The following is an 18,555-nucleotide window of genomic DNA, read 5'->3' as shown; positions in this document are numbered from 1 at the left end:
CAAACTCAACACTCAACATTCAACACTCAAAACTTCCTACAACCCTTCGTGCCTCCGTGGTGAATCTTCCCGTCCGTCGTTCGTCGTTGGTCCGTCATCGCCGCCGCTACTTATTTCGGTTGCGCCCGTACTGCTCGTGGCTCGACACCCAGTCCGAGGACGAAATTGCCGACGCGAGCGAGATCTCGCCGGCCAGCGCCACGCCCGCCACAATCTCGGCCAGGCGGTTGACCTTGCCGCGCCCAACGCAGCCCAGCAGGGCAAGACACTCGCGCTGCGTCGGCAGGCCAGTGCCGCCGCCAAAAGTCGCCACAATCAGCGAGGGGATGGTCAGCGAAAGGTACAGGTCGCCTTCGGGCGTCACCTCGGTGTAGAGCACGCCAGCCGACGATTCCGACACATTTGCGACATCCTGGCCGGTGGCAATAAACATCGCCGTGATCGCGTTGGCCGAATGGAGGCCATTGTTGTTCGCGCCCGAAAGGAACGAGCCAATATTTGCCACGCCCCAGTGGTAGGCCAGGTTTTGCGGCTCGACGCGCATGTTTTCAACCAGCACATTGCGCTTGATGATCGCCTCGGCGGTCACGCGCTTGCCGCGCGTGCGCATGATATTCACCTGCGAGGCTTTTTTGTCGGTCGCGAAGTTCGATTCCAAGTAGAAGTGCTTGATTGTGCCTTCGTAGTGATCGATGATCCAGCTGCACGCCGCAAACGTTGCGCGCCCAACCATGTTCTGCCCGGCGGCGTCGCCAGTGCTGTAGTTGAAGCGCAGGTAGACGAACTTATTCGCCAGGTAGGGGTCGACGTTCTGCAGCTTGGCGACGCTGGATGTGCCCTCGGCTTCTTCGCGGATCGTGTCCATATGCGCTTCGACCCAGCGCAGGAAATCGCGCCCAGCGCGCGCATCCTCAAACACAAACACTGGCGCGCGCTGCATCGCGTCGGCCACCACGGTCACCTTCACGCCGCCGCTCAGGTTCACCACCTTGATGCCGCGATTGTAGGAGGCCACCAGCGTGCCCTCGGTGGTGGCGAGCGGGATGAGGAAATCGCCCTGCGCGTGTTCGCCGTGGATGGTGAGCGGGCCGGCGAAGCCAAGCGGCACCTGCGCCACGCCGGTGAAATGCTCGATATTCCCCTGTGTTAGGTGCGGGTCGAATGAGTATTTGGTGATGTGCTCGAACTGCGTGCCGGTGAACTCGCCCACAAAGCGCTGGCGCGCCTGAATCGCCGTGTCGCCATAGTCGTCATTCGAATCGCGGGGAATGCGCACCATGTGGCCGGTATCTTCCGAAATCGCGTCTTCGACTTCGAATTTCAGCGCGCCAAACGGCTTGCTCTTGAAGGCAATGCCGATCTTGTGTTTGCCCAGCTCGAGCGCAGGGATGCCAACGCGCACGTTGAGCGTTTTGCGCAGCGGGAAGGGGATGGGCTTGCCGGCGCTGATCTGCGCGGGCGTCAGCAGCGTGCCATCGCCCAGGTCGAGATGAATGCTATTGCTTGGAACGGCCTTGCCGTCGATCGTAATGCCTTGCAGCTCAGTCAGCTCGGCGTCGCTCAGGCGATTTTTGATCGTGAACTGCACGCCCTGGTCGATATTCTTCAGGCTGCTGAAGGTGTAAAGCTGTTTCAACACCATGCTTGGAATAAACGACATACGCAATCCTCCTCGATACAATCGGCCGCTTTGCTGGTGTGGCCGTATTATCGCGGATGCTGGCGCGCTGTCAACACGCGCATATGCGAGTCAACCCGCCGTCAACGTTGAGTCAATGCGGCCCGCTATTGTGTGGGCAGTTCTGCAAACAAAAGGAGAACAGAGATGAAAAGCAAACTGGTTCGGGCGATTGCGGCGGCGCTGATTGCGGGTGGTGTGCTGGTGGCGGGCATGGCGCCCTACGGCCCTCCCGGCGTGCGCAACAGCGTGGTAACACTCAGCGGCAAGTAGTTTCGCAGGATGCTCGCGTTCTTTTTTGGAACTTGTTTTCTGCTGTGCGCGGCGCTGGCCTGGTGGCGGGCGCCGCGTTTGCCGCGCCAAAGCTGGCTGCTGGCACTGGCCGTCGTGCCGCAGCTGCTGATGTTCGCCGACGTTCGGGACTTCGGCCTGCTTCTGCTTGCGGCGCTGGCGCTGGCGGCCTGGTGCTGCTGCAATCGCGCGATTGCGGGCCTGCCAGCAGTGGCGCTCGGCATTGCCATGAACATGCTGCCAATGGCTTTTCATGGCGGCGCAATGCCGATTCATGCTGCCACGCTGGCGCGGCTGGGCGTGTATGCGCCGGCCGGCGCGGCGCTGGCTGGCTCGAAAGACGTGGCGGTGCTGGCTTCGCCACTGGGCTGGCTGGCCGATTGGATTGTTGTGCCGATCGGGACGAGCGCGCTGGTGCTCAGCCCCGGGGATTGCGTGCTGCTTTGTGGAGTTTTTGTGTGGATTCTAGTTGATAATTCGCCGGAAAGGGTGTACTCTATGCGTAACACACGTCCGCTTGAACCAGAAGTGTGCGCGCAGCTTATTCCTGGCCAAAGCGCAAGGCCGGTGCTCACGCGGCTGGCGCTGCTGGCAGCCGCGAATCCCGCCGTCGCCGAAAGTTTGCTGCGCAACTCGCTCGATATAGGGGCAGTGCACCCTCACTACGCATTTGTTCTCGACGCTCGCGACCAGGCCACTCTCGAGGCGGTTCGGTCCCAATCCAGCACCGTGGGCGAGTTCTTATCGGGGCTTGCTGATGCCGTTGATGGTGCTGCCTGACCGGTAACTGCGCGAATGCACGACGCAACGCGCCGCGTGAAATGGACGCCCAGCTATGACACCCAGCCCATCCGACGCTTTCCCTGCACCAGCCGAGCTGGCTGGCACGATGCAGGCGCTTGCCGCCGCCGACGAGAGCCGGGATTTTTTTAGCATCCTGTGCCGCGCACTGCCCGACTGGTTTCCCCGCACCCGCGCCGACCTGCTTGTGAGCGACTGGGACAATGGCATGTGCATGCCGCTGGTGAGCGACGATGCTGCCCAGCCGGCGCTGGCCGATGCGGGCCGTAATTCCGATGCCTTTGCGATCTGGCTGGCCGACCATGGCTATGGCGCAGTGGCGATGCAGCCACTCAACGCCGCGGGCCGCCACCTGGGCTGGCTGGTGCTTGCGCGCCGCAGCGAACCGTTGGGCGAAGACGCGCTGGCGCTGGCTGCGCAGCTGGCCGCGCTGATTGGTTTGCGCCTGCTGCACGAGTTCTGGGCCGATGCGGTGGCGCAGCGCGACCACACGATCAACAAGCTCGACCAGCGCATGCATCAGCACGAAGAGCTGCGGCTGCGCGCAACGCTGGCGGTTGGCACAGCCCACGATATCGGCAACCTGCTGGCTGCCGTGGTTGGTCACGCCCAGCTGCTCCAGCGCGAATCGCCGCACCGCATGCGCAGCGACCTGCAAACGATCGTGCGGGCCGCGCGCGACGGCAATGTGCTGCTGCGGCGGCTGATCGCCCTCAAGGCCAGCGACGCCGTCTCGTCGGTTGTGCATACCGTTGATCTGCCCACGCTGGTGAACGATGCGCTGGAGCTGACGCGCCCATTCTGGGATGCCCGCGCCGACATCGAGATCTATACCGAAATCGCGCCGCTGCCGCCCGTGCGCGCCCATATCACCGACATTCGCGAAGTGCTGATCAACCTGATCATCAACGCGGTGGCGGCGATGCCAAGTGGTGGCCGCCTCTTGCTGCGCGGCTGGAACGACCAGGGTTGCGGCGTGATCGAGGTTTCCGACACAGGCACAGGGATCGCCGCCGAGCATCAGGCCCTGATCTTTCAGCCCCTGGCGAGCCTGAGCGAGGGCGGTTTGGGCCTGGGCCTGAGCGTCAGCCGCGCGCTGGCCGAAACCTACGATGGCTCGCTGACGGTGCGCAGCGCGCCGGGGCAAGGCGCAACCTTCACCCTGACGCTGCCGCTGGCCGAGCTGAAGGAAATGGCGATTGGCGGGCCACTCCCCTCGGTCTCGCCGCAGGCGCTGCGCTGATATTCCGCCCGCAACCGAACGCAATGCCCGGCTGGCTTGGCTGGCCGGGCATTTATGCGCCTGTTTCTGTGCTATTATGTGCCGTCTGCACGATTGCTGTGCACCATCCAATCACACGGAGGCCCCATGCCAAAAATAGGACGCAACGATCCCTGCCCGTGTGGGAGCGGAAAAAAGTATAAGCACTGCCACCTGCCGCTGGAAGAAGCCAAGCAGGCCGAAGAGCTGCGCATGCGCCGCGCGGTGGATACGCTGCTGCCGAAAATTATCACCGCGGCGCAGGAAGAAACCGACGCGATTGTGCCGGCCTACGAGCGCTTCTGGAACGGCAAATACACCCTGGCGCAGATGAGCGAGCTGGATGATCTCGAAGGCCGTGGCGCCGAGCGATTCCTGACCTGGTTCGCGTTTGACTACCCTCTATCCGAAGGTGGCGCAACCATGGTCGAGCGGCTGGCCGCCGAGGGTGGCCCCGACCTGACGCCCGAAGAGCAGCAACTGCTGAGCAGTTGGGCGCCGGTGCGGCTGCGGCCCTATGTGGTCACCAGTGTGCAAAAAGCCCAGGGCATGGCGGTTGCCGATCTTGTGGACGGCAGCGCATTCGCAGTAACTGACCATGCCGCGTCGCGGCGCGTGCTGGTGGATGAAGTGCTGGTGGCGCATTTGCTGCCCGCCGGCGAAAGCTACTTCATTGGCGGGGCGGCAGCGCACCTGACCGAAGACACGCGCGAGAAGCTGCGCGAGTTTGCTGGCCTGTACCTCGAAGCGTTGCAGCGCGAACACCCCAACGCCACCTGGGCCGATCTGCTGCGCGAGCGCTCGGAGGTGCTGAACCACTTTGTGATGCAGCTGCCCGTCGAGGAGCCCAACCCCACGCTGCTCGAAAACATCATCGCGCAGACGCGCGCCTCGCTGATGCTGGCGGGCGAGTCGTTGGGCATTGGCAAGGGCGAAAAAGACAGCCCAGCAGACGAATAGCACCAAATGCAAAACAAGGCCCGCGCTCCACGAGCGCGGGCCTTGTTTTGCATTGCAATCACCAATCCCTATGCCCTATCCCCCAACCCCTGCGCTGCCAGCGCGTTAGCCGTGCACCTCAAGCGCGTTCAGCAAATACTCGCCCTCGAACACAAGCTGGTCGGCGCGATTGTCGTCGGCAACCAGCGTCAGGTTGCGCACCGAGATCGGACTTTCGCGGGCAAACACAAAATCGTGGTGCCAGACGTGGCGCGGATCGTCGAAGGCGCTGACGCCAACCGTTCCGCCAATATGGTCGCTGCGCCCGAGCGCAATATGCGGCCCGGCCTTTTCGTCTTCGAGCACATTGCCCCACACGCGCGCGTGCGTGTTGCAGCCCAGCCCCAGCTCGGCCACATTGCGCCGCGCCCCGTCGAGCGACAGGAAGTGATGCAGGTCGGCGGCGGCGTCGCTGCGCCCCAGCACCTCGACCACACGGTTCTGCGCGATTTCAACCCGCACAATTTCGTTGCGCCAGATCATCGGCAGCACGCCGCGCGACTGGCTGGGCAGGTTGGGGTGCTCGCCTTCATAGCAGGCAATATACGCCTCGCCGCTGGGCAGGTTGACCAGGCGCGGCGCGGCTTTGCCCGGCCGGAGCTGGCCGTCGTCGACGTGTGGCGTGCGGAAGCGCAGATCGAGCTGCAGCCGGTCGCCATTTGAGAACGTAATGCGTGCCAGCGCCGCGCCCTTCAGCCGCTGCTGCAGGGCCGCGCACGAGCGCGCGATCTCGGCGTAGTCGGCGGCGAGCGCGGTGACCTCCATGGCCGGCGCGACCATGGGCATCGAGGCGGCGCGCAAATTTGGCCGGCGCGTGGTCCATTCAATCAGCGGGGCAGAAGCCGAGAATTGCGTGAGCGCCAGCACCAGCGTGGCCTGTTCGGCCAGTGCGCCAAGCGGGGTGGCCGCGCCTTCGAGCAGGCCTTCGGGCGGCAGGCTGGCATTGTGCGCGCCTGTGGCGGGGTAGGAAACCAGCGGCAGCACACGAAAGCCGCGCTGCTGCCCAAAATTTGCGAGGGCCGAATGCCAGCGCGAGGCCATTGCGCGGCGTTCGGCCCAGTCGGGAGTATCGTTTACGTGACCGTGCGGCATATCAACCAGCACTAATGCGGTTTCACCAGGCTGCGGATCAAACACATCAGCGAAAAGTTTCGGTAAATCGATCATTGCGCATCCTCACAACCTTCTCGTATCGGACGAATGCCAAAACACCGGAGAACCCGGTAAAAACAAGCGACACCAGAGCACACGGCCCTGGTGTTTCGGCGTGGATAACCCTCGGCGATACGAGGTAGTATAGTGCTAGTTGCATGATGCGTCAATGGAGAGATTTGCAATCTAAGCGGGCGATATATTACATTTTGTTCAATCTTTGCAAGATGCCGCACGGTGCAGCGTTCGCATCTATGTGGCACAATTGTGTGGCTGAAAGAAGGACATGGCGTGAGTGAAACACTGCTGATCTATGGCGCAAATGGGTACACCGGCACGCTGATTGCGCGGCTGGCGGCCGAGCAGGGTTTGCGCCCGGTGCTGGCTGGCCGCAATGCGCCCGCGCTGGCGCAGCTGGCGGCGCAGCTTGGCTGCCCGTTTCGCGTGGCGCCGCTTGGCGATGCGGCCGCGCTCGACGAAGCTGTGCGCGATGTGGCGGTGGTGCTGCACTGCGCCGGCCCATTTGCCGAAACCGCCCGCCCCATGGCCGAGGCCTGCCTGCGCGCACGGGCGCACTACCTCGACATCACGGGCGAGGTGGCGGTGTTCGAGGCGCTGGCCGGGCGCGATGTCCAGGCGCGCGCCGCCGGGATTATGATGATGCCGGGCGTGGGCTTTGATGTTGTGCCGTCGGACTGCCTGGCGCGCTACCTTGCCGAGCAACTGCCCGGCGCGCAGCACCTGACGCTGGCGTTTCAGGCGTCGGGCGGGGTTTCGTGGGGCACCGCCAGCACCGCCATCGAAAGCCTGCCGCAGCCAGTCATGGCGCGCGAAAAAGGCCGGCTGGTGAACCTGCCCGCGCCGCGCGCCCGCAGCTTCGATTTTGGCAACGGGCCGGTGGCTGCCACCTCAATCGCCTGGGGCGACCTTGCGACGGCGTTTCGCAGCACTGGCATCCCGAATATCGAGGTCTATGCGGCGCTTGGCCCGGCGGCAGAGCGGCTGATGGCACTCACTGCACCGCTGCGCCCACTGTTCGCCAGCCGCGCCGCCCGCAGCCTGCTGCGCCGCGCCGTGCGGCTGGCCCCGCGCGGCCCAAGCGATGCGGCGCGCGCGGGCGGGGAGTGCCTGCTGTGGGGCGAAGTGACGGACGCGGCTGGCACACGCCGCGCTGCCCGCCTGCGCACGCCCGAAGCCTATACGCTCACTGCCCACACGGCGCTGGCAATCGCCCGGCGCGCGCTTGCCGGCGATGCGCCGCCCGGCTTCCAAACGCCGGCCTGCGCATACGGCGCCGATTTCATCCTTCAGTTCCCGGGCGTGCTGCGCAGCGACATGGCCTTCTAGTACAGCATTCAGGAAGGTCGTTGCTGGTTGTGGTTGGCAGTCGGCAGTCGGCAGTCGCCATCATTACTGCCGACTGCCTAACATCGTGCTGCTGCCGATGCGCACACACGACGCCATGTCGTACCACGCTGCGCCCGACCCGCGCAATGTCGAAAGCGTTGCCTGAAACGGGCCTCAATTTCATATCTTTGTCATCTTAAATGAGGAGCATGTAACCAGCTAGTAATCAGAAGCGATTGCCGCGCTATGCCTTCAGGATTACACTTACGTCACAACGTCGCAGCACACAATTTGGTCGATCGCCGGGCACCATTGGCACACATCGGAGCGGAGTTGGTATGGTTGTCCCACAACGTCGAATCTTCACGCCACGCCTGAGCTTCAAGCTCACGCTGCCCTATGTGGCGCTGGCGATGGTGCTTGCCCTTGCGACGATTTATATTGTGGCGCAGGGGCAGGCGAATAAAGTGACGGCCGATTTCAGCCGCCAGATCGCCGATGCGCGCGTGCGTGTCAGCGATAGCGCGGTGCAGACTGAACGTGAACAAATTGACAACGCCCGCACTCTGGCGCGCCTGAGCGGCCTGGCTCAGTCGCTGCGCGTGGGCAACGCCGCGACGCTGGAATCGCTGCTGGAGCCGTTTGCCATCAGCCAGCGCATTGAGCGGATCGTGCTGCTGCGCTCGGATGGCAAGCCGGCGATTGGTGTGCTCAGCCAGGGTTCGGGCGTGCAGGAATTCGATGTCGACCCGGCGATTGCCGACCAGCCGGGCGTGGCGGCAGTGCTGCACAAGCAGTTCGATGCCCGCGGCGATAAATTCGTGGCGCTGGTGGGCGAACCGCACGCAATGGTGCTGTATACCGTTGCGCCTGTGTACGACGGCAATACCCAGGTGGGCGCGCTGATGGTGGGCGTCAGCATGGCCACCCTGATGGAGCGCTGGCGCAGCGCGACGCTGGCCGATGTGACGCTGTATGGCAACGACGGCCAGCCGCTCGCTACGTCGCTGGGCGCGCAGGAACCGCGAACACTGGAAGAGGCAGCGCGCAACGGCCGCCCGCAGTATCGCACACTCGCGCTGGGCAGCCGCGACTATGGCGAAGTGGTTGCGCCACTTATGCTGCGCGGCGCGACGCAACCCTACTTTATTGGCGTGGCGATCTCCACCGCCGGCCAGAGCGACCAGTTCGAGCAGTCGCAGACGAGCCTGCTGCCGATCTTCGGCCTGGGCCTGCTGGCCACCTTCCTGCTCGGCATTCTGCTTTCGCAGCGCATCACCCGCCCAATCACCGCGCTGGCGCGCGCCGCCGAAGGCGTGGCGGCGGGCAACCTCGACCACGACCTGCCGGTGACGACGCGCGACGAAATTGGCGCGCTGACCTATTCCTTCAACACCATGATCGATGGCCTGCGCGAGCGCGAGCGCATGCACGACGTGTTTGGCCGCTTTGTGAGCCCCACCGTGGCGCGGCTGGTGCTGAGCCACCCGCTCGACTTGCGTGGCGAAACAAAAGAGCTGACAATTCTGTTCACCGACCTGCGCGATTTCACTGTGATGTCCGAGAAGGAAGACCCGGCGGTGGTCATTCAGGGCTTGAACGAATACTTCCGGATCGTTGTCGATGCTGCCGAGCGCCATGGTGGAATTGTCAATAAATTCGGTGGAGACTCGACACTGGTGCTGTTTGGCCTGACAGAAAGCGAAGCCTCGCAATCGAGCGCCGAGGCGGCGGTGCGCGCTGCCATGGAAATGCGCGACGGGCTGCGCACGCTCAACGAGCGCCGCGCCGCCGAGCAGCTGCCGCTGCTGCTGGCCGGCATTGGCGTAAACACTGGGCCGGTGATGGCCGGCCTGATTGGCACGCCCCAGCGTATGGAATACACCGTGATCGGCGACGCCGTGAACCTGAGCGCGCGCATCCAGACGCTGAATCGCAAACTTGGCACCGATATTCTGATCAGCCAGGCTACCTACAGCGCGCTTGGCGGCGGCGACTGGCTGAATGTGACAAGCCAGGGTTTCCGCCGATTAAAAGGCAAAAGCGTGCGCGTGAAAGTGTTCTCGATCGACGACGAAGCGGCGATTGCCGTGGCCCCAGTGCCGGCGCTGCCCGAACTGCCAGAAGGCAAAATTGTGTCGATCGATCGCGCCCGCACGGTTGGGGAGGTCGCAGATGCGGCCTGAGGCGAACTGGTTCAACCCAATCGTGTGGCTGATGATGCTGGCGGTGGCGCTGGTGTGCGGCCTGATTGTGATTGGGCAGGCCTTTGAAACCCACGTCTTCCTGATCGACGACTATGCCCTGCGGGTGAGCGCCGACTACAGCGCCGACCCATTGGTAGTGCGCGTGGCACAGATCGCGCCGGTGAGCAGCGATGTGATCAGCGATACAGTGCGCGACCTGGTGGCCGAGCAGGCGCAGGCACCCCTGCTGGGCATGCTGCTGACTGACCCCACCGAAACGCCCTCGCCGGCAGCAAATACGCCAACGCTTTCGCTGGCGCGGCGCCCAACCGCCACGCCAACAATTGGCGCGGTGCTGCCGGGCACGACCAGCAGCCCGGTGCCGAGCGCAACCAGTATCCCGCCAGTATTAGCGGTCGAACCTGGCCGCCCAACATCGTCAAGCTCGCGCCCGCCGCGCACGTCGGTGCCAGGCTACAGCACATCGGTGCCGGTGTACAATACGCCGCTGCCGACAAGCACGCGCCTGCCGCAGCCCACCGCTACAGCCCGGCCAATCAGCACGGCGCGCCCAACCACCCTGCCCACCGCGCCGCCAACGGCCCTGCCCACCGCGCCGCCAACGGCCCTGCCCACCAGCACGCCGACAGACATCCCGACTGCGACGCCGACGGACATCCCGACTGCGACGCCGACAGACATCCCGACTGCGACGCCGACGGACATCCCAACTGCGACGCCGACGGACATCCCGACCGCGACGCCGACCGACATTCCCAGCGCGGTGCCAACCGACCTGCCGACCGCCGCGCCCGACCCGCCCAGTCAGATCACGCCGCCGCCCGACAGCGGGCAGAATAGCACTGCGCCAACCCCCACGACCAGCAGCGGCGCTTCCGACCCGATTGTGCCCGAGCCGTAAAGAAATTGTGCAGGATTGAACCACCGAGCACACTGAGTACTCTGTCAACTAAGTTTCCTTGTACTCAGCTTCCAGGAAGCTAAAGCCAGTTTTGCTTCAATCTGGTGGCCAGATGAGCTTCCTGGAAGCTTGCCCGTTGTATGAAATAACTTATTTTCCAAAGTACTGAGTACTCTGTCAACTAAGTTTCCTTGTATTTCTGATTTAGGGAATTGATACGAGTATAGTGCCGATTGAATTTGGCACGTGCCGCTTGGATGCCGAACTGCCAGTGGATCTTGATACCCTTGGTACTGCGTTCGTCAAGTAAGGCGAGCACTTCGCTGCGCAGGACTTCAATTGTCGCGATCCGTCGAGCCAGGCATTGGCGCGAGATTGCTGAAAACTCGCACTCGATCATGTTTAACCAACTGGCCCCTTTGGGTGTATAGGTGAACTCGAAGCGCTCAGTGAGCGCAAACGCTTCCTCGGCACTCAAGTGTTCATAGAACGACGAGGCATTGTGGGTGTTGAGATTGTCGAGAACCAATCGGATGCGCTTGGCTTGCGGATAGGCAGCCGCGATCTGCTGACAAAACTGCATGAACTCGCGCTTGGTGCGCCGCTCAGAGACCTGCCCAAGCCGTCGTCCCGTCAGCGGCTCGATCGCCGCAAGCAGCGCACACGAGCCAAGCTTTTCGTATTCATAGTGTTGTTTCTCAATCTCGCCTTTGCGCATCGGTCGCGGCAGCAAGATCTCGCCAATCAAAAAGCACGGTCGTTCATCAAAGCACACCACGGGATAGGCGGGATCATAGGGCAGCGCATACAGCGCCAGGATCTGTTCGAGATGCGCCAAAAAGGCAGCGTCAATACGACCAATGCACCAGGTGTCTTTAAGATGCGGTTTTAGTTCGTTTTTTTTAGGACATCAGCAACAAAGGTATGCGAAATCTGCTCGCACAGCCCGGCTTCAACCACCTTTTCGGCGAGCAGACGCAACGACCAGCGAGCATGACCCGCTGGCGCATCGCTACAGGCGAGCGCGGTGATTTTGGCACGCTGCGCGCCATCGATCAAGGTCGGACGACCAGAGCGAGGCGCGTCGTCAAGGCAGCGTAAGCCAGAGGTTTTGTAGCCGTCACGCCAGGCAGCCACTGCGTTGTAGGTCACACCGAGCGTGGACGCGGCATCTTGAAGCGTTTTACCACGATCAAGTTCAAGCAAGGCAGTGGCACGTTTGAACGTGCGAGCGCTCAAGCTGCCTTTCGACAATAGCGTTTCGAGTGTTGAGCGGTCGTCATCAGTGAGTGTCAGGTGCTGTTTTTTCATACGGTCAGTCTACCAAGACTGCCGGAAGAATGCAAGGAAATTTAGTTTACGAAGTACTGAGTACTTTGGAAAACAAATTTCCCTGTACTCAGCTTCCAGGAAGCTCAAGCCAGTTTTGCTTCAACCTGATACCCAGATGAGCTTCCTGGAAGCTTGCCCGTTGTATGAAATAACTTATTTCCAGAGCACTGAGTGAATCAATAAGGCTACGCACGACGCACTATGTTTTGGCATCAGAGTGCGTCGTGCGTCGTGCGTATAGCTCCGACGAAAGACGAAGCGCACCTTGCTCTTTCGTCCTCCGTCCTTCGTCTTTCGTCAGGACAGTTGGTCTTTCGTCCTCCGTCCTTCGTCGCTGCACGCTGCACGATCCTCTAGGCAGCTTCTTCCTTCTCAGCGGGCGCGCTGTCGCGCAGGCGGCACAGCAGCGCATGAAGCTCATTTTCCTCACTGCTGCTCAATACCTCCCAGGGCCGGTAGAAATACAGATCGGTCAGGCGCTCGGCGCTGCTGTGCGCGGCCCGGCCGGTTTCCGTGGGCTGGTAGCTGTCTCCGGTGTGCTCCAGCCAGCCGCGCTCAGCCAGTTGGTTTAGCGCCGCGCCATATTCGGCCCGCGAGTAGCCGCGATGCTGGAGCTGTTCGAACACTTGCGCAGCCGTGTGCGCCGCGCCGCCGCACAGCAGCGCAAAGGCCTCCCAGGCATAGCCCGCCAGCCCGAAATGCTGCCACGCCGCCATGTGCGCGTCGTCGCGAAAGGCGTTGATGTCGTCGAAGAACTGGAGCAGGTGCATCAGCGGCGGGGAGTCGGGGGCGGGTGCGCGACGGCGCGAGTGGGCCAGGCACCATGTGCCAGGCGGGCTGGGGCTGCTCAGGCTGGCGTCGATCAGCTTTTCCAGCAGGGCGCGCAGGCGGGCAAGCTCGGCGGGCGGCAGCAGCGCAGTTTCGGCCAGGGCGGCGGCGCGGGATGCCCGGCGCGTGGCCAGCAGATCGCGCCCGGCTTCGGCCAGCGCATAATGCCCGGCGGCGTTGCGTTCGAGCCAGCCCTCGCCAGCCATCAGCTCCAGCAGCGCCGCCACGATCCGCTCGGAAGCGTAGATATCGCGCACTCGCAGCAGTTCCGCCGTCAGCGGCTCGGGGGCAAACTCGCTGGCCTGCACCAGAAACCAGCCTGGGCTTTCGGCCAGACCGGCGCGCAATTGCAGCAGCACCGGCGCGGGCTTGGGTGGCGCTGCCGCCAGCGCGGTGTAGATCGCGCCAGCGGCATCCATAAACAGGTCGTACAGCGCAGCGTTCTTCTCCATCGCGATGCTCCTTCCATTCAACGAAACAGCACCGCCAGCGCGGTTGTGTTTGTTGGTATGACGAACGCGCGACGAGAATATTACGCCCCTGTTGACGAACGACGAATGGTAATTCACCACGGAGACACAGAGGCACGGAGGATTTGGAAGTTGCAGGTTGCAGGTTGCAGGTTGCAGGTTGCAGGTTGCAGGTTGCAGGTTGCAGGTTTGAGAGCCACCATTTATAGCGTCCTGAGTGCGCGAAGCGCGTATCGAAGGGCGCAGCGGAAGGCCAGTTTTACCGCAATGGGCGTAGAGGGTTTGCAGGTTACTGCCCGCAGGGGTCTAGGGTTTGGGGTTTTGGGATTGGGGCGCTCACCCTTTCACCCCTTCACCCGCTCAATCGTTGCCTACTGCCTACTGCCGACCGTTTGGTTCCGTGGTTCTGCGAACTGCGCTACGGCGCGGCAATATCCTCGCCCTCGGCGGGCGAACCAGCGCGACGCCGGGTGAACAGGCGCACGACTGGCAGGGCCAGCGCCGCCACCACTGCCACAATCAGCAGGCTGCGCAGCACCTCGAAAACGCCGCCCAGGAAGCTGCCGCCGCGATCACCGCCGCGCCCTTCAAAGCCACCGGGCCGGCGTGGCGCCCCAGCAGGCGCGCCGTTCGCGCCACCAGCCTGCTGCTCAAAGCCGGGTGGCTGGCGGTCGAAGCCGGAGGCGCGATTGCCCGCCAGCGCGTAGGCCGCGCCGCACACCAGCGCGGCGGCGACCAGAATAATGATTGTGCGACCGATCTGTTTCATGTTACGCTTCTTTGTTTGAGCGGGTGGAAAAGCGTGCGGGTGCGGCCGTGCTGCCTAACAGCGCCGGATGGTAGTAGGTGGCAGCAATCGCCAGTAGTGCCACCAGCGCCAGAATGCCCGGCGCAAGCAGCGGCGCGGCCCCGGTGAGCGTTTTCAGCAGCACCGTGCTGGCGGCGGCGGTTGGCTGCACTTCGCGCACAACCTCCAGATTGCTTTCGATATGTTCGTAGACCCCGATCAGGCTGCCCAGCACCAGCAGCGCCATCACGCCGCGCAGCGCCTGCAAGGCGCCACGGCTGGGCCGCCGCCACGCCAGAAACACCACCACAATGCCGGCTGCACACAGCACAAATGGCACGATCTGCATCGGCTCGTCGAAGTGTTTGGCCAGCAGCAGCTCGACAATTGTGCCCGCGCACATAAACGCGGCCAGGCCAAACAGGAAATTCCTGAGCCGCTGTACAATCGTTGCGTCGTTCATACGCGTTCCTTTCGCCTGCGAAATTGGGGCAGGCAGCGCATGCGCCGCCTGCCCATGCGAGATTACTGCGCCAGGAAGCTCTGCGCCAGCGCGGCGTCGACGCTGGGGGCCACTTCCTGCAGCTTGGCGAGGAAAGCCGCATTGTCGGCGTAGGGCCGCGCGGCAACGAGCGCGTCGGCGGCAGCGGCGTCCACGCCCGGGATCTGCTGGAGCGTCGCGGCATCGGCATCGTTCACGCTCACCGGCACATACACATACTTCTCGTACTCAGTCACAACGTCGGTGCTGACATACTTGCCGATTTCTTTGCGGAACTGCAAAATCGTGGTGTAGGGCCGATATTCCATAAACTCGCGCACCATGCGGCTGCCAAAGCCCGGGATCGTCGCCAGCAGCTGCTCCTCGGTGACGCTGTTCAGGTCGAGCTTGCTATTCGTTGCGGCTGGCGCGGCAGCGGCGGTCGGCTCGGCAGCCGTGGCGGCAGTTGGCGCGGCAGCGGCGGTTGGCTCGGCAGCCGTGGCGGCAGTTGGCTCGGCTGCCATAGCAGCAGTTGGCTCGGCTGCCATAGCAGCAGTTGGCTCGGCGACGGTCGCGGCAGTTGGCTCGGCGGCGGCAGTTGCGGCTGGGGCGCTGGTGGCAGCAGCCGGCGCGCTGGTGGGCGTGCTGGTGGCTGCGCCGCCGCACGCGGCCAGCGCAATCGCGGCGAGTGCGCCCGCACTCAGCAGGCCGGCGCGCTGTATCACTGATTTCATTCGGAAGCCCTTTCCATTCAAGCATCGATAGTGGCCCGTCCATCGGGCCGGGAGAAGCCTCGCACATATCGTACCAGCAGCTTGTTCGGAAATTGTTAAGGGATGGTGTGAAAATGATAAGCGCGCCACCGCCAGCCTGGGGCTGCGCCTGTCGCTGCGGCATTGCGAGCGCAGGGCGCCCAACGCCGGCATTTTCGGGCGCAAAAAAGCGCGAACGCCCGCAGGTACGAGCATTCGCGCTTGTTTCAGGAGTCAGCCGTCAGCATTCAGGAGTCAGCAGCATTAGAGATTATCCCGATTTATGATATGATATCTCTCCAAACAGAAGGAGCAATGTCATGCCATTACGATATGAAATAGAACGCGACAAGGCGTATCGGATCCTTGATTTGACCAGCTTGACGGTTGAAGAGTTTGATATCCTCGCCGTCCCCTTTGAAACTGCCTTTCTTGCGCGAATGCGTGACTGGACGCTCGAGGGCAAGCCCCGCACTGGTCGGCGCTATAGCCAGTATGCAACCTGCCCCTTGCCCTCCAAAGAAGATCGCCTGCTCTTCATCCTGACCTATTTCAAGCAAGCCGCGACCCAGACCTTTCACGGCGCTGCCTTTGGCATGGGCCAGCCGAAAGCCAACCAGTGGATCCAGGCGCTGCTGCCTGCGCTCCATGCTGCACTGGCGAGCCTGGGCGACTTGCCCTCACGCAACCTTGCCGACTTGAAAGAACGCCTCACTGCGCTCTCGTCTGAAGCATTCGCGACCCCTTTTTTTCACGATGGCACCGAACGACCAATCCACCGTCCCAGTGACCCAGCCGACCAGAGCAGTTTCTACAGCGGCAAGAGCAAGCGCCATACAGTCAAGAATGTACTGCTGATCCGCGCGTTGATGATCCTGTTTCTGAGTGATACCTTCGAAGGGAGTGTTCACGACAAGGCGATTGCTGATCTGACGCCCTACCCGTTGGCAGAGGGCAGCGAACTGGTCGATGATCTGGGCTTTCTCGGCTACGAACTGGCGGGTGTGGAGCACACACGTCCATTCAAGAAGCCGAAGGGTGGCGAACTGACCGCCGAACAGAAAGCGCACAACCGCCTGGTTGCACAGCGTCGAATTGTGGCAGAACACGTGATCAGGAGTGTGAAACGCTGTCGAATAGTCAAAGACACGATACGTCTGTGGAAAGACGGGCTCAAAGATATGGTGATGGAAGTGAGTTGCGGTTTACACAATTTCCGTGTTCGAACCAACCCTTGGCCATCTATTCATTCTTAAATCGGGATAATGTCTATTGATTAGCGTTGATCGACGACAAGAGCTTGGTCATTCGTCGCTAACCCATCCTCCCATCCTCCCATCTCCCATCCCCCGCCTAGCGATGCAGCTTGCGGTAGGTGATGCGGTGCGGCGTGTCGGCATCCTTGCCCAGCCGCTTGCGCCGATCGTCCTCGTAGTCGGAGAAGTTGCCAATGTGCCAGCGCACGTCGCTCTCGCCCTCGAAGGCCAGAATGTGCGTCGCCACCCGGTCGAGAAACCAGCGGTCGTGCGACACCACAATTGCGCAGCCCGCGAACTGCTCGATCGCTTCTTCCAGCGCGCGCAGCGTGTTCACGTCCAGGTCGTTGGTCGGCTCGTCGAGCATGATCACGTTCGCGCCCTGCTTGAGCATTTTTGCCAGCAGCACGCGGTTGCGCTCGCCGCCCGAAAGCACGCCCACCTTTTTCTGCTGGTCGGAACCCAGGAAGTTGAAGCTGGCCACATACGCGCGCGATTGCATTTTGCGGCTGCCCAGCGCCAGAATTTCGTTCTTCTCCGAAATCTCTTCCCACACGCTGTGCTCGCTGTCGAGCGAGTCGCGCATCTGCTCGACATACGCGAGCTGCACGGTTTCGCCCACGTTTACTGCGCCCGCGTCGGGCTTGTCGATCCCGGCGATCAGCTTCAGCAGGGTGGATTTGCCCGCGCCGTTCGGGCCAATAATGCCCACAATGCTGCCGGGCGGGATCGACAGGTCGAGGTTGTCGATCAGCAGCTTCTCGCCAAAAGCCTTGCTCACGCCCTTCAGCTCGATCACATTGTCGCCCAGGCGCGGCCCCGGCGGGATGTAGATTTCGAGATCTTCGCGGCGCTGTTCGGTTTCCTGATTCAGCAGGCTTTCGTAGGCGTTCACGCGGGCCTTACCCTTGGCCTGGCGCGCGCGCGGTGCCATGCGGATCCATTCCAGCTCGCGCTGCAAGGTTTTCTGGCGCTTGCTGTCGGTTTTTTCTTCCTGCGCCAGGCGCTGCTGCTTCTGCTCGAGCCACGACGAGTAATTGCCCTTCCAGGGGATGCCGTGGCCGCGATCCAGCTCCAGAATCCACTCGGCCACATTGTCGAGGAAGTAGCGGTCGTGGGTGACGGCGATGACGGTGCCTTTGTACTGCTGCAAATGTTTTTCCAGCCACAGCACCGACTCGGCGTCGAGGTGGTTGGTCGGCTCGTCGAGCAGCAGAATGTCGGGCTCGGTGAGTAGCAGGCGGGTCAGCGCAACGCGGCGGCGTTCGCCACCCGAAAGCACGCCAATCGGTGTATCGCCGGGCGGGCAGCGCAGCGCGTCCATTGCCACTTCCAGCTTGCCGTCGAGGTTCCAGGCGTCCACGCGGTCGAGCTGGTCTTGCAGCTCGGCCTGCTCGGCAATCAGCGCGTCGAAGTCGGCGTCGGGGTCGGAAAATTTCTCGTTGATCGCTTCGTAGCGCGCCAGCAGGTCGACAACCGGCTGCACGGCTTCTTCCACCACCTGGCGCACAGTTTTGCTCGCGTCGAGCTGCGGCTCCTGCTCCAGCAGGCCCACGCTCACGCCCGGCGACATCACCACCTCGCCCAGGTAATCTTTGTCCACCCCGGCCATGATCCGCAGCAGCGTGGATTTACCCGCGCCGTTGAGGCCCAGCACGCCGATCTTCGCGCCGTAGTAGAACGAAAGCGAGATGTCGCGGATGATCTCGCGATTGGGTGGCACGATGCGCTTGACGCGCACCATGGAGAAAATGATTTTTGGCTCTGTCATAGGGTTTTGCTTGTTCCTTTGCGTTATTCTTGCCCGCGCATGATACCAGACTTTTCGCGGCGCGCGGAAGATTGCGGCGGCGCAATCGAGTCGCGCACGTTCCGCAACCGATGCGTAATCTCGGTTTCATCTTGGCGCTAGAGTTCGCGGCGCGGCCTTGCTATCCTGAATGCAGGCGCATTCGGGGCGCACCGCCCGCTCTGCCCGGGGAGCGGCGTCACACAATCGTGTAGCAAAGGAG

17 protein-coding genes are annotated in these 18,555 nt (G+C 62.7%); 8 read left to right on the top strand and 9 right to left on the bottom strand.

Going from position 1 to position 18,555, the window contains the following annotated elements:
• Nucleotides 1–106: 106 nt before the first annotated feature.
• Nucleotides 107–1,660, bottom strand: a complete 1,554-nt coding sequence (locus tag M1P90_RS13935) for a hydroxymethylglutaryl-CoA reductase (protein ID WP_483703259.1) — start codon at nt 1,658–1,660, stop codon at nt 107–109.
• A 165-nt stretch (nt 1,661–1,825) separates the two neighbouring features.
• On the opposite strand from M1P90_RS13935, the gene M1P90_RS13930 reads away from it, so the two are divergent.
• The 4 genes from M1P90_RS13930 (at nt 1,826) to M1P90_RS13915 (ending at nt 4,991) form a co-directional block, all read left to right on the top strand.
• Nucleotides 1,826–1,951, top strand: coding sequence for a hypothetical protein (locus M1P90_RS13930; RefSeq protein ID WP_483703258.1), 126 nt, complete (start codon nt 1,826–1,828; stop codon nt 1,949–1,951).
• A gap of 9 nt (nt 1,952–1,960) precedes the next feature.
• On the top strand, nt 1,961–2,749 hold the full coding sequence (locus M1P90_RS13925) for a DUF5317 family protein (RefSeq protein WP_483703257.1): 789 nt from the start codon (nt 1,961–1,963) through the stop codon (nt 2,747–2,749).
• A 55-nt stretch (nt 2,750–2,804) separates the two neighbouring features.
• The gene (locus tag M1P90_RS13920) at nt 2,805–4,013 is read left to right on the top strand and encodes a sensor histidine kinase (protein ID WP_483703256.1); all 1,209 of its coding nucleotides are present in this window, start codon (nt 2,805–2,807) and stop codon (nt 4,011–4,013) included.
• Between the two features lie 126 nt (nt 4,014–4,139).
• A complete protein-coding gene (locus tag M1P90_RS13915) occupies nt 4,140–4,991 on the top strand; it encodes a YecA family protein (protein WP_483703255.1) in 852 nt (283 codons plus the stop codon).
• Nucleotides 4,992–5,096: 105 nt separating this feature from the next.
• On the opposite strand, the gene M1P90_RS13910 is transcribed toward M1P90_RS13915, so the two are convergent.
• The gene (locus M1P90_RS13910) at nt 5,097–6,197 is read right to left on the bottom strand and encodes a M29 family metallopeptidase (RefSeq protein ID WP_483703254.1); all 1,101 of its coding nucleotides are present in this window, start codon (nt 6,195–6,197) and stop codon (nt 5,097–5,099) included.
• A 276-nt stretch (nt 6,198–6,473) separates the two neighbouring features.
• On the opposite strand from M1P90_RS13910, the gene M1P90_RS13905 reads away from it, so the two are divergent.
• The 3 genes from M1P90_RS13905 to M1P90_RS13895 all read left to right on the top strand — a co-directional run bounded on the left by M1P90_RS13905 (nt 6,474) and on the right by M1P90_RS13895 (nt 10,637).
• On the top strand, nt 6,474–7,529 hold the full coding sequence (locus M1P90_RS13905; protein ID WP_483703253.1) for a saccharopine dehydrogenase family protein: 1,056 nt from the start codon (nt 6,474–6,476) through the stop codon (nt 7,527–7,529).
• A gap of 338 nt (nt 7,530–7,867) precedes the next feature.
• A complete protein-coding gene (locus tag M1P90_RS13900; protein WP_483703252.1) occupies nt 7,868–9,715 on the top strand; it encodes an adenylate/guanylate cyclase domain-containing protein in 1,848 nt (615 codons plus the stop codon).
• On the top strand, nt 9,705–10,637 hold the full coding sequence (locus M1P90_RS13895; RefSeq protein ID WP_483703251.1) for a hypothetical protein: 933 nt from the start codon (nt 9,705–9,707) through the stop codon (nt 10,635–10,637). Before M1P90_RS13900 ends, M1P90_RS13895 begins: the two co-directional genes overlap by 11 nt.
• Nucleotides 10,638–10,818: 181 nt before the next feature.
• On the opposite strand, the gene M1P90_RS13890 is transcribed toward M1P90_RS13895, so the two are convergent.
• From M1P90_RS13890 to M1P90_RS13865, 6 genes are all read right to left on the bottom strand, one after another.
• Complete coding sequence (locus tag M1P90_RS13890; RefSeq protein WP_483704647.1) at nt 10,819–11,490, bottom strand: IS630 family transposase; 672 nt, start codon at nt 11,488–11,490, stop codon at nt 10,819–10,821.
• Nucleotides 11,491–11,525: 35 nt separating this feature from the next.
• Nucleotides 11,526–11,948: a helix-turn-helix domain-containing protein gene (locus tag M1P90_RS13885; RefSeq protein WP_483698560.1), complete on the bottom strand. Its 423-nt coding sequence runs from the start codon at nt 11,946–11,948 to the stop codon at nt 11,526–11,528.
• 374 nt (nt 11,949–12,322) lie between these two features.
• Entirely contained in the window at nt 12,323–13,249 is a 927-nt protein-coding gene (locus M1P90_RS13880; protein ID WP_483703250.1) for a helix-turn-helix domain-containing protein, read from the bottom strand.
• A 436-nt stretch (nt 13,250–13,685) separates the two neighbouring features.
• Nucleotides 13,686–14,036, bottom strand: coding sequence for a hypothetical protein (locus M1P90_RS13875; protein ID WP_483703249.1), 351 nt, complete (start codon nt 14,034–14,036; stop codon nt 13,686–13,688).
• Nucleotide 14,037: 1 nt separating this feature from the next.
• Nucleotides 14,038–14,517, bottom strand: coding sequence for a hypothetical protein (locus tag M1P90_RS13870; RefSeq protein WP_483703248.1), 480 nt, complete (start codon nt 14,515–14,517; stop codon nt 14,038–14,040).
• 62 nt (nt 14,518–14,579) lie between these two features.
• Complete coding sequence (locus tag M1P90_RS13865) at nt 14,580–15,269, bottom strand: ComEA family DNA-binding protein (protein WP_483703247.1); 690 nt, start codon at nt 15,267–15,269, stop codon at nt 14,580–14,582.
• A gap of 338 nt (nt 15,270–15,607) precedes the next feature.
• On the opposite strand from M1P90_RS13865, the gene M1P90_RS13860 reads away from it, so the two are divergent.
• Nucleotides 15,608–16,543, top strand: coding sequence for an HARBI1 family protein (locus M1P90_RS13860; RefSeq protein ID WP_483703246.1), 936 nt, complete (start codon nt 15,608–15,610; stop codon nt 16,541–16,543).
• Nucleotides 16,544–16,640: 97 nt separating this feature from the next.
• Here M1P90_RS13860 and ettA read toward each other — a convergent pair whose 3' ends face one another.
• Nucleotides 16,641–18,314, bottom strand: a complete 1,674-nt coding sequence (gene ettA, locus M1P90_RS13855) for an energy-dependent translational throttle protein EttA (protein ID WP_483703245.1) — start codon at nt 18,312–18,314, stop codon at nt 16,641–16,643.
• Between the last annotated feature and the right edge of the window lie 241 nt (nt 18,315–18,555).

The organism is Kouleothrix sp. 19917 (assembly GCF_057073505.1).
Note: the sequence above shows the minus strand (reverse complement) of the source record. Positions and strands in the feature narration are given on the sequence as shown.

Bases quoted from the DNA above. Each gene is read 5' to 3' on its own strand.
- M1P90_RS13935 (WP_483703259.1), bottom strand. From the start codon at position 1,660: ATGTCGTTTATTCCAAGCATGGTGTTGAAACAGCTTTACACCTTCAGC.
- M1P90_RS13930 (WP_483703258.1), top strand. From the start codon at position 1,826: ATGAAAAGCAAACTGGTTCGGGCGATTGCGGCGGCGCTGATTGCGGGT.
- M1P90_RS13925 (WP_483703257.1), top strand. From the start codon at position 1,961: ATGCTCGCGTTCTTTTTTGGAACTTGTTTTCTGCTGTGCGCGGCGCTG.
- M1P90_RS13920 (WP_483703256.1), top strand. From the start codon at position 2,805: ATGACACCCAGCCCATCCGACGCTTTCCCTGCACCAGCCGAGCTGGCT.
- M1P90_RS13915 (WP_483703255.1), top strand. From the start codon at position 4,140: ATGCCAAAAATAGGACGCAACGATCCCTGCCCGTGTGGGAGCGGAAAA.
- M1P90_RS13910 (WP_483703254.1), bottom strand. From the start codon at position 6,197: ATGATCGATTTACCGAAACTTTTCGCTGATGTGTTTGATCCGCAGCCT.
- M1P90_RS13900 (WP_483703252.1), top strand. From the start codon at position 7,868: ATGGTTGTCCCACAACGTCGAATCTTCACGCCACGCCTGAGCTTCAAG.
- M1P90_RS13895 (WP_483703251.1), top strand. From the start codon at position 9,705: ATGCGGCCTGAGGCGAACTGGTTCAACCCAATCGTGTGGCTGATGATG.
- M1P90_RS13885 (WP_483698560.1), bottom strand. From the start codon at position 11,948: ATGAAAAAACAGCACCTGACACTCACTGATGACGACCGCTCAACACTC.
- M1P90_RS13880 (WP_483703250.1), bottom strand. From the start codon at position 13,249: ATGGAGAAGAACGCTGCGCTGTACGACCTGTTTATGGATGCCGCTGGC.
- M1P90_RS13875 (WP_483703249.1), bottom strand. From the start codon at position 14,036: ATGAAACAGATCGGTCGCACAATCATTATTCTGGTCGCCGCCGCGCTG.
- M1P90_RS13870 (WP_483703248.1), bottom strand. From the start codon at position 14,517: ATGAACGACGCAACGATTGTACAGCGGCTCAGGAATTTCCTGTTTGGC.
- M1P90_RS13865 (WP_483703247.1), bottom strand. From the start codon at position 15,269: ATGAAATCAGTGATACAGCGCGCCGGCCTGCTGAGTGCGGGCGCACTC.
- M1P90_RS13860 (WP_483703246.1), top strand. From the start codon at position 15,608: ATGCCATTACGATATGAAATAGAACGCGACAAGGCGTATCGGATCCTT.
- ettA (WP_483703245.1), bottom strand. From the start codon at position 18,314: ATGACAGAGCCAAAAATCATTTTCTCCATGGTGCGCGTCAAGCGCATC.